Origin of the sequence: Streptomyces sp. NPDC048270 (genome assembly GCF_040652335.1) — a bacterium.
In the GTDB taxonomy this organism is placed as follows: domain Bacteria; phylum Actinomycetota; class Actinomycetes; order Streptomycetales; family Streptomycetaceae; genus Streptomyces.
In genome coordinates, this window is sequence record NZ_JBEZLV010000003.1 from 135,319 (window position 1) to 148,076 (window position 12,758).

10 protein-coding genes are annotated in these 12,758 nt (G+C 74.9%); 9 read left to right on the forward strand and 1 reads right to left on the reverse strand.

Going from position 1 to position 12,758, the window contains the following annotated elements; genetic code table 11:
- Window positions 1-22: 22 nt before the first annotated feature.
- The 4 genes from AB0D66_RS03895 (at window position 23) to AB0D66_RS03910 (ending at window position 5,419) form a co-directional block, all read left to right on the forward strand.
- Window positions 23-1,420, forward strand: a complete 1,398-nt coding sequence (locus AB0D66_RS03895) for a hypothetical protein (protein WP_362296178.1) — start codon at window positions 23-25, stop codon at window positions 1,418-1,420.
- A gap of 44 nt (window positions 1,421-1,464) precedes the next feature.
- Window positions 1,465-2,352, forward strand: a complete 888-nt coding sequence (locus AB0D66_RS03900; RefSeq protein ID WP_362296181.1) for a sulfurtransferase — start codon at window positions 1,465-1,467, stop codon at window positions 2,350-2,352.
- 107 nt (window positions 2,353-2,459) lie between these two features.
- The gene (lon, locus tag AB0D66_RS03905; protein WP_362296184.1) at window positions 2,460-4,868 is read left to right on the forward strand and encodes an endopeptidase La; all 2,409 of its coding nucleotides are present in this window, start codon (window positions 2,460-2,462) and stop codon (window positions 4,866-4,868) included.
- A 104-nt stretch (window positions 4,869-4,972) separates the two neighbouring features.
- A complete protein-coding gene (locus tag AB0D66_RS03910) occupies window positions 4,973-5,419 on the forward strand; it encodes a MarR family transcriptional regulator (RefSeq protein WP_362296187.1) in 447 nt (148 codons plus the stop codon).
- Between the two features lie 161 nt (window positions 5,420-5,580).
- Here AB0D66_RS03910 and AB0D66_RS03915 read toward each other — a convergent pair whose 3' ends face one another.
- The gene (locus tag AB0D66_RS03915) at window positions 5,581-6,354 is read right to left on the reverse strand and encodes a hypothetical protein (RefSeq protein WP_362296190.1); all 774 of its coding nucleotides are present in this window, start codon (window positions 6,352-6,354) and stop codon (window positions 5,581-5,583) included.
- Window positions 6,355-6,744: 390 nt separating this feature from the next.
- Here AB0D66_RS03915 and AB0D66_RS03920 point away from each other — a divergent pair, with 390 nt between their 5' ends.
- From AB0D66_RS03920 to AB0D66_RS03940, 5 genes are all read left to right on the forward strand, one after another.
- The gene (locus AB0D66_RS03920) at window positions 6,745-9,735 is read left to right on the forward strand and encodes a nitrate- and nitrite sensing domain-containing protein (RefSeq protein WP_362296193.1); all 2,991 of its coding nucleotides are present in this window, start codon (window positions 6,745-6,747) and stop codon (window positions 9,733-9,735) included.
- A complete protein-coding gene (locus AB0D66_RS03925; protein WP_361754853.1) occupies window positions 9,732-10,208 on the forward strand; it encodes a roadblock/LC7 domain-containing protein in 477 nt (158 codons plus the stop codon). The genes AB0D66_RS03920 and AB0D66_RS03925 overlap by 4 nt, the downstream gene beginning before the upstream one ends.
- Entirely contained in the window at window positions 10,205-10,588 is a 384-nt protein-coding gene (locus AB0D66_RS03930; protein WP_069921927.1) for a DUF742 domain-containing protein, read from the forward strand. Before AB0D66_RS03925 ends, AB0D66_RS03930 begins: the two co-directional genes overlap by 4 nt.
- Window positions 10,589-10,604: 16 nt before the next feature.
- Window positions 10,605-11,210 (forward strand): ATP/GTP-binding protein, encoded by a 606-nt coding sequence (locus AB0D66_RS03935; protein WP_362296727.1) that lies wholly within the window; start codon window positions 10,605-10,607, stop codon window positions 11,208-11,210.
- 152 nt (window positions 11,211-11,362) lie between these two features.
- Window positions 11,363-12,721: a styrene monooxygenase/indole monooxygenase family protein gene (locus AB0D66_RS03940; protein WP_362296198.1), complete on the forward strand. Its 1,359-nt coding sequence runs from the start codon at window positions 11,363-11,365 to the stop codon at window positions 12,719-12,721.
- The last annotated feature ends 37 nt before the right edge of the window (window positions 12,722-12,758 follow it).

A 12,758-nucleotide genomic window follows, 5' to 3' on the forward strand; every position in this document is an offset into this window, starting at 1 on the left:
GTACTCCGACCGAACCCCGAGTATGGAGTCCCCGCACCCGCGACAACAGCACCCGGAGGCAGCCATCCGCCGCATCGCCCCCTGGCGCGTGCTCCCGCCGCTGCTCGCCGCCCTCCTCGGCCTGTGGGGCCTGGAGCGCGGCGGCAGCATGTGGCGCGACGAATCCGTCACCTGGCAGGTGGCGCACCGGCCGCTCGGCGGCCTCTGGGACCTGCTCGGCGAGGTGGACGCCGTGCACGGCCTGTACTACCTGCTCATGCACGGGGTGTTCGCCGCCTGGGACGGCGGCCCGTGGGCACTGCGGCTGCCCTCCGTCGCCGCCACCGCCCTCGCCGCCGCCGGCGTGGCCGCCCTCGGCCACCGGCTCGCGGGGGAGCGGGCCGCACTGCTCGCCGGGCTGGCGTACGCCGTGCTCCCGCCCGTGCAGATGTACGCGCAGGAGGGCCGCTCGTACGCCCTCGTCGCCGCGGCCGTGGTGTGGGCCACCTACCTGATGCTGCGCGAGCGGTGGACCGCGTACGCCGCCGTCCTGCTGCTCGGCTGCTGGCTGCACGAGTTCGCGGTGCTGGCCCTGCTCGCACACGCCGTCCCGGCCTGGCGCTCGCGCGGCTGGCGCATCGCCGCCGGGGCCGTCGTGGCCCTGCTGCTGCCCCTCGCCCTGGTCAGCGCCCGACAGGCGGAGCAGCAGCTCGGCTGGCTCGGGCGGCCGTCCTGGCAGGACTGGGCGGCCTACGGGGTGCTCGCGGGCGCCGCGCTGCTCCTCGCCCGGGGCGCCGGGCGGCACGGCCTGGCCGGCCTGGTGCGCGTGGCGCTGCCCCTCGCGCTGCTGCCGCCCGGGCTGCTGATGACGCTCTCGCTGGTCCACCCCTGGTACGTCGACCGGTACGTCCTCTACGCGCTGGCCGGGCTCGCGCTCCTGGCGGGCGCCCGGCTGGCCGCGACGCGCGGCTGGTGGCCGTGGCTGCTGGTCGCGGCCCTGCTGGTGCCCGCCGGCTGCTGGTCGGTGTGGCTGCGCACCCCCGAGAGCCGCAAGGACGACGCGCTCGCGGTGGCCGCCACGGTCCGGGAGCTGGCCCGCCCCGGGGACGCCGTGCTCTTCCTGCCCTCCCGGCGCCGCGAGTGGCTGCTGTCCTCGCCCGGCGTCTACGACGGGCTGCGCGACGTGGCCCTGGCCCGCTCCCCGGAGGCCTCGCACAGCCTCCAGGGCACCGAGCTGCCCTCGGTGGACCTGCGCGCGGCGCTCATCGCGTCCCCCCGGGTCATCGCCCTGCTGGACCCGGCCGGCCAGCCGCTGGACCCGTACCCGCGCGAGGCCGTGAAGCGGCAGACGCTGGCCGCCTGGTTCGACCTGTGCTCGGTCACCGAGGTGCGGGGCGCCCGCGTCGCCCTCTACGCCCGCCCGGGCGGCTGTCCGGCCTGAGGGGTGCGGCAGGATCGAGCTCCGACCACCCGAGGAGCCGCCGCATGACCCCCGACGTCCCCAACTCCCCCGAACCGCCCGGGCCGCTGGTCGGCGCCGACTGGCTGGCCGCGCGGCTCGCCGGGCCCGGGCTGGTCGTCTTCGACGCCTCCGTGGGCGCCCACCGCGGCGCCGGCCGGCGGATCCCCGGCGCCCGCCCCTTCGACCTCGACGGGGAGCTGTCCGACCACGGGGCCCCGGCCCCGCACGCCATGCCCACGGCCGCCCGGTTCGCCGAGGCGATGCGGGCCCTCGGCGTCGACGACACCGACACCGTGGTGGTGTACGACGGCGCCGGCGTCTACTCCAGCGCCCGCGCCTGGTGGATGCTGCGCGCCATGGGCTTCGACCGGGCCGCCGTCCTCGACGGCGGGCTGCCCGCCTGGACCGCCGCCGGCCTGCCCCTCCAGGACGCACCCCCCGCGTACGAAGGCCCCCGCGGCTCGTTCACCGCCCGGCCGCGCCCCGGGCTGATCGTCGGAGCCGAGGCCGTCGCCGCGGCGCTGGCCGACCCGGCCGCCGCCGTCCTCGACGCCCGCACCCGCGAGCGGTTCTCGGGCGCCGCCCCGGAACCCCGCCCGGGTTTGCGCGGCGGCCACATGCCGGGCGCCCTCAACCTGCCCTTCGGCGACCTCCAGCGGGAGGACGGCCGGATGCGCCCCGCGGGGGAGCTGCGGGAGGCCTTCGCGGCCCTGGCCGGCGAGCGGGAACGGCTCTACTTCAGCTGCGGCTCCGGAGTCACCGCCTGCGTCCTCGCCCTCGGCGCGGACCTCGCCGGCTACCGGCGGACGGCCGTGTACGACGGCTCGTGGAGCGAGTGGGGCCTGCCCGGCCCGGCCTCCGGCGAGCGCCCGGTGGCGGTGGGCCCGGCGAGCGCCGAGACGGCCGGGTGACGGCCGCCCACGCTGCGTTCGCCCCAGGCGAACGCAGCGTGGGGAACAACGGGCGGCGCAGCTGCATTGAGTCGGCATAGCTCAACTTCACTGCCGAAGGGTTGATCATGGCTTCGACGTCCGTAACGCTCACTCTGCCCGTGCTGCCGCTCGACGACGAGGTCGTGCTGCCCGGAATGGTCGTTCCGCTGGACCTGTCCGACGCCGAGGTGCGCGGGGCCGTGGAAGCGGCCCAGGCGGCGGCGGGCACCGGCAAGCCCCGGGTCCTGCTCGTGCCGCGCATCGACGGGAAGTACGCCGCGACCGGGGTGCTCGGCACGGTCGAGCAGGTGGGCCGGCTCTCCGACGGGGACCCCGGCGCGCTCATCCGCGGCCGCGGCCGCGTCCGGATCGGCGCCGGGACCACCGGCCCCGGCGCCGCGCTCTGGGTCGAGGGCGAGACCGTGGACGAGCACGTGCCCGACCCGCTGCCGGGAGCCGTCGCCGAGCTCGTCAAGGAGTACAAGGCGCTCGCCACCAGCTGGCTCAAGAAGCGCGGAGCCTGGCAGGTCGTCGACCGGGTCCAGCAGATCGAAGGGGTGTCGGCCCTCGCCGACAACTCCGGGTACTCGCCGTTCCTCACGGTCGAGCAGAAGGTCGAACTGCTCGAGACCGCCGACCCCGTCGCCCGCCTCAGGCTGGCCGTCAAGGCGCTCAGCGACCACCTCGCCGAACAGGACGTCGCCGAGTCCATCGCCAAGGACGTGCAGGACGGCGTCGACAAGCAGCAGCGCGAGTTCCTGCTGCGCCGCCAGCTGGAGGCCGTCCGCAAGGAACTGCGCGAGCTGAACGGCGAGAAGGACGGCGAGGAGTCCGACGACTACCGCAGCCGCGTCGAGGCCGCCGACCTCCCCGAGAAGGTCCGCGAGGCCGCCCTCAAGGAGGTCGACAAGCTCGAGCGGGCCAGCGACCAGAGCCCCGAGGGCTCCTGGATCCGCACCTGGCTGGACACCGTCCTCGAACTCCCCTGGAACGAGCGCACCGAGGACCGGTACGACATCCAGGGCGCCCGCGCCGTCCTCGACGCCGAACACGCCGGGCTCGGCGACGTCAAGGACCGCATCACCGAATACCTGGCGGTCAGGAAGCGCCGCGCCGAGCGCGGCCTGGGCGTCATCGGCGGCCGCCGCGGCGGGGCCGTGCTCGCGCTCGTCGGGCCGCCCGGCGTCGGCAAGACCTCGCTCGGCGAGTCCGTGGCCCACGCCATGGGCCGCACGTTCGTCCGCGTCGCCCTCGGCGGCGTCCGCGACGAGGCCGAGGTGCGGGGACACCGCCGGACCTACGTCGGCGCCCTGCCGGGCCGGATCGTCCGCGCGATCAAGGAAGCCGGGTCGATGAACCCGGTCGTCCTCCTCGACGAGATCGACAAGGTGGGCTCCGACTTCCGCGGCGACCCGGCCGCGGCCCTGCTGGAAGTCCTGGACCCGGCGCAGAACCACACCTTCCGCGACCACTACCTGGAGGTGGAGCTCGACCTCAGCGACGTGGTCTTCCTGGCCACGGCCAACGTCCTGGAAGCCATCCCGGAGGCACTCGCCGACCGCATGGAGCTGGTCCGCCTCGACGGCTACACCGAGGACGAGAAGATCGTCATCGCCCGCGACCACCTGCTGCCGCGCCAGCTGGAACGCGCGGGCCTCGGCGCCGACGAGGTGGTCCTGGAGGACGAGGCGCTGCGCAGGCTCGCCGGCGAGTACACCCGCGAGGCCGGCGTGCGCACCCTGGAGCGGTCCCTCGCGCGCCTGCTGCGCAAGGTGGCCTCCCAGCACGAACTGGGGCGGCGGGAACTGCCCTTCAGCATCGGCCCCGACGACCTGCGCGGGCTCATCGGACGGCCCCACCACGTCCCCGAGTCCGCCCAGGACCCGGCGGAGCGGCGGACCGCCGTCCCCGGCGTGGCCACCGGCCTCGCCGTGACCGGCGCCGGCGGCGACGTCCTCTTCGTGGAGGCCTCGCTGGCCGATCCGGAGACGGGCGGGGCCGGCCTGACCCTCACCGGCCAGCTCGGCGACGTCATGAAGGAGTCGGCGCAGATCGCACTCGGCTTCCTGCGCTCGCACGGCGCCGAACTGGAGCTCCCGGTCGGCGACCTGAAGGACCGGGGCGTGCACATCCACTTCCCGGCGGGCGCGGTGCCCAAGGACGGACCGAGCGCGGGCATCACCATGACGACGGCCCTCGCCTCGCTGCTCTCCGGGCGCCCGGTGCGCACGGACGTGGCCATGACCGGCGAGGTCTCGCTGACCGGGCGCGTCCTTCCGATCGGCGGGGTCAAGCAGAAGCTGCTGGCCGCGCACCGGGCCGGCCTGACCACCGTGATCATCCCCAAGCGCAACGAGGCCGACCTGGACGACGTCCCGGCCGAGGTGCTGGAGGGACTGGAGGTGCACCCGGTGACCGACGTGCGCCAGGTGCTGGAACTGGCCCTGTCGCAGGCCCGAGCGCAGGAGGTGGCGCCGGTCGGCGCCGCCGCCTGACGGGCGCCGTACGACGGCCCGGGACCCCGCGCGGCGGGGCCCCGGGCCGTCGGCGCGCCCGCTGCGAAATACTGGCGGCCCACCCACCACCGAAGGAGCAGGACGTGTACGGGAGCGAAGACCAGGAGTTCCTTGCCCTGGAGCGGGAGCTGTCCGTCTTCCTCCGGCGCGCCCGCGCCTCCTCCGGCGAGATGGCGCGCGCCCTGCACCCCGAGCTGGAGCCCGCCGCGTACGGGCTCCTCGTACGCCTGGAGGCGGCCGGCCGGCAGCGGGCCACCGAGCTCGCCGCGTACTTCGGCGTCGGCAAGGCCACCATGAGCCGCCAGCTGCGGGCCCTGGAGGTCCTCGGCCTGATCGCCCGCGAGCCGGACCCCGCCGACGGCCGGGCCTTCCTGGTCGGCCTCACCGAGGAGGGCCGCGAGCGGTTCCTGCGGGTACGGGGCGCCCGGCGCGAGCAGTACATGCGCAAACTCGCCGACTGGGACCGCGGCGAGGTGGCGGAACTGGCCCGGCTGCTCAACCAGCTGAACGCGGGCGAGGACACGCCGTAGGCGGCGCGCGGGAGCCCGGCGGCGCCAGCGGGCCCGGCCGTGCGGGCCTGCGGCTCGTGCGGGCCTGAGGCTCCGTGCGGCTCCTGCGGGCCTGAGGCTCTTGCGGGCGTGCGGCTCCTGCGGGCCGCTCGGGGGGCGGGGTCCCGCCCGTGCAGCCCTCGCTACAGCTCCGCGTAGACCGCCGAGGCGTCGTCGTGCCGCTTGTACCGGCCCGGCGGGCGTGCCGGGTCGGACTCGAGGGCGCGGACGCGGCCGATCAGCCCCTCCGCGCCCTCCTTCCGCAGGACCGCCAGGCACTGCGCCCAGTCGCCCTCCCCGAACGTGTCCGTCCACCGGCTCGCCCCGTCCGTGAGCGCCGCCACCGCCCGGACCCGGTCGCGCGGGGTGCGCCCGGTCACCGCCCGGGCCGCCACCTCCGGATCCGCGGCCGCCGTGAAGAAGCCGCCCTCCGCGTTCCGCAGGGCGTCCGTCGCCTCCACCGACCGCAGCACCTCCCGGGGGACCCGGTCCAGCCGGTCGTCGAGCACCGCCGTGACGCCGCCCGCCGGGTCCTGGAGGAGCAGGACCGAGTCCGAGAGCACCAGGTGCTCCACGTACGCCTCGTCCCAGCGCACCACGACCACCGTCGCCTGCGGCGTGCGGACGTGAGAAAGGTCACAGGTGGCCCGGTGCGCCTCGGCGGTGGTGCGGACCGCCTCCGCCAGGATCCGGTCCAGCGACATGTCCCGCCGCGATCCGGACAGTTCGGTCAATCGGCCGCCGAGCCGGGCCGCGAACCACGGCACCCCGTGCACGCAGCCGTCCTCGCCGCGCGGCGGGGTGACCCCGTCCAGGGCGACCAGTACGCCACCGCCCGAAGCGGGGATCGCGGCCGACAGCCAGTCCTCATTGGGGCGTTCCGGACTGCCGGGGGCGGAGGCGAGGTCGATGCGCATGCGGACATTCTGCCCGGGGAGGGGGTGTGGAGCGCGGGTAGGTCCGTACCAAGTGGCGGGACGGCCGGCCGGCGCCGCCGCAGGGCGCCGCGGGGCCCCGCGCGGGCCCGACCCCGGAATGTGGGCGGGCATACTGCCAAAGCCCGCGACGATCTTTCAACCGCCTGTCCACGGACGCGCCCTGACACCGGATGTCCGAGTTGGTCGCCAACTGATCCTTGATGTTCACTCGTTCGAGTGGCCGGGTGGGCGATGTGCGGCTCTCTTCCCATCGCACTGCAAAGGTCTGAGGCGGTACGAGGGGGCAGGAGGCGTTTACTTGTTGACCGGCCGTTACCTCGGCCACACGAGTAGACGAGCAAGAGCACACGTACAGGATTGCGAGCACCGGTGCAGAAGAAGCGGTCTCGGAAGAACGGCACCGCCACCGACGGCCCGGCCCCCGCAGGACGCCGCGTCCGCGTGCGCCGCAGGCTGGTCGTAGGCGTGGCCGTCGCCGGCCTCACCGTCCTCGCGGCCGGCGCCCCCGCCGTCGTCTCCGCCTCGAGGGAACTGAACGACTCCCAACGCCTGGTCACCCTCGCGGAACAGACCCGGCACACCCTCACCCTCGCCCACCTCCTCGGTGACGAGCGCGACGCCGTCGTCGAGTACGCCGCCAAGGGCCGCCCCGGCTCGGCCAAGGCGCCCGTCCAGGAACGAGCCGCCCGAACCGACCGGCAGATCGCCGAGGTCCAGGCCGACGCCGACGAGGCGACCGCCCGCGCCCTCGCCCGCGTCCAGGCCGTCCGCACCGAAGCCGTCGACGGCAGGGGCAGCGCCCTCGCCGCCCACCAGGCCTACGCCGGCGTCCTCGCGGAACTGCTCGCCCCCGGCGACCGGCTCGCCGAACTGACCCCGCCGCGCGCCACGGCCGCCCTCGCCACCACCCGCCCGATGGCCCCGCTGGGCCAGGCCGTGGAACAGGCCTCGGCCACCCGCGGACTGCTGCTCGCCGCGCTGGCCGTCCCCCGCGGCGAGCAGCTCCCCAACTCGGCCGTCGTCGACGAACTCACCACCGCCGCCCAGCGCTCGCGGGTACGGGAACAGGCCGCGCTGGACGACTTCGCGCGGGCCGCGCGGCCCGACGTGCGCCAGACCCTCGCCGCCACCGTCACCGGACCCGAGGTCAAGGCAGCCGACGACTACCTCAAGCGGCTCACCGACCGGCCCACGCTCACCTCCGCCGACCGCAGGACCGACGCGGGCGCCGTGGGCTCCGCGCTCACCGCCCGCATCGACCGCATGCGGTCCGTCGAATCCACCCTCGCCGGCCAGCGCGCCACCGCGCTCGCCGCGCAGCGCGACGACGACGTGACCCGGCTCGAGACCGTGATCGCGCTGCTCGGCGTGCTGTTCCTGGTCACCGTGGGCGTCTCCACCGCCGTGGCCCGCTCGCTGACCCGGCCGCTCTCCGTGCTCCGCCGCGGCGCGGCGCGGCTGGCGACGCCGGAGGGCTCGGTGGAGCCGGTCCGGTTCACCGGCCGCAACGACGAGTTCGCCGAGGTCGTGCGCCACCTGAACGCGGTGCGCGACCAGACCGTCTCCCTGCACACCCGGATCGCCGGGCTCGACGCAGACCGGCGCCGCATCATCGGCCGCAACGAGGCGCTGGCCTCGGGCCGTGAGGTGCTGGAGGAGGAGCTGGCCAAGCTGCGGGCCGGGCTCGAAGAGCACCGCCGCATCATGTCGACGACCTCCGTCTCGCTGTCGCTGCGGACCCTCGGCCTGGTGGAGCGCCAGCTCGCCGTGATCGAGGAGCTGGAGTCCAAGGAACAGGACCCCGACCGGCTGGCGACCCTGTTCAAGCTGGACCACCTGGCGACGGTGATGCGCCGCCACAACGAGAACCTGCTCGTCCTGGCCGGCCAGGAGCACGGCCACGGCCAGGGCCTGCCGGTGCCGCTGGTCGACGTCATGCGGGCGGCGGTGAGCGAGATCGAGCGCTACGAGCGCGTCGACCTCGCCGCGCTGCCCTCGTACACCCAGGTCGCCGGGCACGCGGCCGACGACATCTCGCACATGCTGGCCGAACTGCTCGAGAACGCCACGACGTTCTCGCCGCCGGAGGTCAAGGTCAAGGTGTCCGGATGGCTGCTGGACTCCGGCGACGTGGTCCTGTCCGTCGTCGACGAGGGCATCGGCGTCACCGAGGACCGGCTGGAGGCCCTCAACGCCCGGCTGTCCACGCCCGAGGCCTACGACGAGGAGCCCGAGGCGGAACACGGCCTGGGCCTCGGCCTGTACGTGGCCGGGCGCCTCGCGGCACGGCACGGGGTCACCGCCGAGCTGCGCACGCCGCGGCACGGCGGCACCGAGGCACTGGTGGTCGTCCCGGCCACGCTGCTCCCCGCGACCCCGCCGGCCTCCCCGATCCACAGCCTGGCCACGCCGGGCGCGCCCGCGCTGCGGCTCCCGGGCGTGATCGCGGAGGCCAACGAGAACACCCTCCAGGGCCGCCTGCGGCGCAGTGCGGCGCAGGACGGGCCGGTGGCGGAGGCGGAGGCGGAGACCGCGGCTGCGGCCGGGGCCGGGGCCGGGGCTCCGGAGGAGCAGGCGCAGGCGCCGGCGACGGCTTCGGCGGCCGAGGCTTCGGGGGACGCTCCGGGGGGCCTTCCCGGGGAGGGGCCGGCGGCTGAGGTTCCGGACGCCCCGGTGGACGCCCTGGCGGCCGAGGCTCCGGTGGTTCCGGCGGCCGAGGCTCCGGTGGTTCCGGAGGCGGCCCCGGAGGTCGGGGTTCCGGCCGCGGCTGCGGCCGGGGCTACGGCGGCGGCCCCCGCGGCGGAGGTCCCGGGTGGGCCCGGTCCCGAGGAGCAGTTGCTCGCGCGGGTCGTTCCCGACGCGGAAGGGGCGGGCTTCGCGGCGGCGGACCCCGAGTCGGGGATCCCGGCCGGCGCGCCCGGTGCCGCGTCAGGTGCCGACGTACGAGAGACCGCGCACGAGCCCGATCCGCACCGGCATGCCGCCGCCGAGGACAACTGGCTCCCGCGCCAGGGCAGCCACCCCGCCGACCCGGCCGGCCCCGAGGCCGAGGCCGTCACCGACAAGGGCCTGCCCAAGCGCACCCCGCGCTCCGTGCCCGCCGGCCGACCCGGCTCCGGCGACGCACCCCCCGAGCCGCCGCGCAAGGTCGACGCCGACGAGCTGCGGCGCCGCCTCGGCGGGTTCTACCAGGGCGCGCAGGACGGCCGGCGCGTGGCCGCCGCCGAGCTCCGGCAGGACCGGGACGGGGACCAGGACCGGGACCAGGACCGGGACCAGGACCGGGACGGGGACGGGGACCAGGTCCGGCATCAGGGGCAGACCGACCGGGGGGACACCGCACAGGAGGCACGCACATGACCGCGCCCAGTACGTACGGACTGAGCACCCAGGCCCGCAACCTGCAGTGGCTGCTGACCGACCTGGTCGAGGAGGTACCCGGCGTCAACTCCGTCGCCGTCGTCTCCTCGGACGGGCTGCTGCTCCTGTCCTCGGACCCGGGAGCGGACTCCCCCCAGGGGCCCCGCACCAAGGGCCCGCGCGGCGCCTCGGCCGACCTGGCCACCATCGTCTCCGGCCTCGGCAGCCTCACCACCGGCGCGGCGGCCCTCATGGACGGCGGCGGCGTCAAGCAGACCATGGTGGCGATGGAGCACGGCTCCGTCTTCGTCATGGCCATCAGCGACGGGTCCCTGCTGGGTGTGCACGCCGCCCCCGACTGCGACATGGGCGTCGTCGCCTACCACATGGCCCTGTTCGTCGGCCGCGCCGGCCACGTCCTGACCCCCGAAGTCCGCAGTGAGCTGCGCCAGTCGATGGAGAAAACCCCGTGAGGAGTCCGGCCTCCGACCGGCTGCCGATACGCGGCGCCGACCGCCGTCCCGCCCGCGTCCGCCCGTACTCCCTGACGGGCGGCCGGACCCGCTTCACGCAGGTCCTGCTGGTGGAGACCTTCGTCGCCGCCCTGGACACCGGTCCCGCCAAGGCGCCCGACCGCATGCCCGAGATGCCCGCCATCGTCGAGGTCTGCCGCCGCATGCGCACGATCGCCGAGATCGCCGCGCTGCTGAAGCTGCCGCTCGGCGTGGTCCGCGTCCTGGTCAGCGACCTCGCCGACCAGGGAAGGCTCCGCGTCTACGGCACGGGCCACGGCACCGGCCGACCCGAACGCGCGCTGCTGGAAAGGGTGCTCAGTGGTCTTCGCCGTCTCTGACCAGCCGGTCCGGCCGATATCCGCACCGGAGGCGGAGGACGAGCCCGTCCAGCCGTGGCAGTACGACCGCTCCCGCGCTCCCGTCGCCGTCAAGGTGCTGGTCGCGGGCGGCTTCGGCGTCGGCAAGACCACGTTCGTCTCGTCCGTCTCCGAGATCACGCCGCTGCGCACCGAGGCGGTCATGACCCAGGCCAGCGTCCCGACCGACGACCTGACCGGCACCCCGGACAAGCACACCACCACCGTCGCGATGGACTTCGGCCGCGTCACCCTCGACGACGACCTGGTGCTGTACGTGTACGGGACCCCCGGCCAGGAGCGGTTCTGGTTCATGTGGGACGACCTGGTGCGCGGCGCCGTCGGCGGCATCGTCCTGGCCGACACGCGGCGGCTGCGGGACTGCTTCCCGGCCCTCGACTACTTCGAGAGCTGCGGGCTGCCGTACGCCGTCGCCGTGAACCACTTCGAGGGCTCGGAGTCGTACGAACCTCAGGACGTGCGGGAGGCACTGACCATCCCGCCGGAAGTGCCGGTCGTGATCATGGACGCGCGGCGTCGGGCGACGGTCGTCGAATCCCTGCTGACGCTGGTGGGGCACGCCCTGGACAGCACTCCGGAATAGGGGCGGCGGCCGGCCCGCCCGACAGCGACAGCCCGACCGAAGAGCGACAGCCCGCTCGAAGAGCGACAGCCCGCTCGAAGGGCGAAAAGACTCCCGAAGAGCGAAAAGCACTCCCGAAGAGCGACAGCACCTCCGAACAGAGAACGTGAGAAATGCGCAGGATACTTGTCGTAGGGGCCGGCCAGTCCGGGCTCCAGCTCGCCCTCGGACTCCAGTCGAAGGGGTACGAGGTCACCCTGATGTCGAACCGGACGGCGGACGAGATCCGCACCGGCCGGGTGATGTCCACGCAGTGCATGTTCGACTCGGCGCTCCGGCACGAACGTGACCTCCAGCTCGACTTCTGGGACCAGCAGGCCCCGAAGATCGAGGGCCTCGGCGTCTCGGTGGCGGCCCCCGACAGCAGCCGCGCCATCGACTGGCTCGGCCGCCTCAAGGGGTACGCGCAGTCCGTCGACCAGCGCGTGAAGATGGCCGGCTGGCTGGACACCTTCGCGCAGCGCGGCGGGCAGCTGGTCATCCACGGCGCCTCGGTCGCCGACCTCGACTACTTCTCCCGTACGTACGACCTGGTGCTGGTGGCCGCCGGCAAGGGCGAGCTGGTGTCCCTGTTCGAGCGGGACGCGGCCCGCTCCCCGTACGACGCCCCGCAGCGGGCGCTCGCCGTCTCCTACGTGCACGGGCTCGGCCCGCGCCCGGAGCACCCGCAGACCGAGGCCGTGCGCTGCAACCTGGTCCCGGGTGTCGGCGAGCTGTTCGTGATGCCGACCCTCACCACCTCCGGGCGGGCGGACATCCTGTTCTGGGAGGGCCTGCCGGGCGGGCCGCTGGACGTGTTCCAGGGCGTGCGGGACCCGGGCGAACACCTGGCGCTCACGCTGAAGCTGATGGAGAAGTACACGCCGTGGGAGTACGCGCGTGCCACGAAGGTGGAGCTGACGGACGCGGGCGGCACGCTGGCCGGCCGTTACGCGCCGGTGGTCCGCAAGCCCATCGGGCGGCTGCCGGGCGGCGGGCTGGTGCTGGGGGTCGCGGACGTGGTCGTCGCCAACGACCCGATCACCGGGCAGGGCTCGAACTCCGCCGCCAAGTGCGCGGCCTCGTACCTGTCGTCGATCCTGATGCACGGGGACAAGGCGTTCGACGAGGCGTGGATGAAGGCGACCTTCGACAAGTTCTGGTTCACGACGGGCAAGCCGGTGACCCAGTGGACGAACGCGATGCTCGGCGTCCCGCCGGAGCACGTACTGAACCTGATCGGGGCGGCCGGGCAGCTGCAGCCGGTGGCGGATCGATTCGCCAACGGCTTCGACCACCCGGCCGACTTCGACGCGTACTTCTACGACCCGGAGGACGCGGCGGACTACCTGGAGTCGGTGGCGGCCGCGGCCGCGGCTGCGGAGGCGGCTTCCGGGTCGGGGTCGCGGGCGGCTTCGGCTTCGGGGGCGGGCCCGGATTCCGAGTCGGCTTCGCCTTCGGGGTCGGTCGCGGGCGACGCCGCGGAGGAGTAGCCGGTGTCATCCCCCTCCGCCGCGGCCTCGGGCAGCG

What these genes read in the sequence shown, in the direction of transcription:
- AB0D66_RS03895 (WP_362296178.1), top strand. Translation starts at nt 23, where the DNA reads ATGGAGTCCCCGCACCCGCGACAACAGCACCCGGAGGCAGCCATCCGC.
- AB0D66_RS03900 (WP_362296181.1), top strand. Translation starts at nt 1,465, where the DNA reads ATGACCCCCGACGTCCCCAACTCCCCCGAACCGCCCGGGCCGCTGGTC.
- lon (WP_362296184.1), top strand. Translation starts at nt 2,460, where the DNA reads ATGGCTTCGACGTCCGTAACGCTCACTCTGCCCGTGCTGCCGCTCGAC.
- AB0D66_RS03915 (WP_362296190.1), bottom strand. Translation starts at nt 6,354, where the DNA reads ATGCGCATCGACCTCGCCTCCGCCCCCGGCAGTCCGGAACGCCCCAAT.
- AB0D66_RS03925 (WP_361754853.1), top strand. Translation starts at nt 9,732, where the DNA reads ATGACCGCGCCCAGTACGTACGGACTGAGCACCCAGGCCCGCAACCTG.
- AB0D66_RS03940 (WP_362296198.1), top strand. Translation starts at nt 11,363, where the DNA reads ATGCGCAGGATACTTGTCGTAGGGGCCGGCCAGTCCGGGCTCCAGCTC.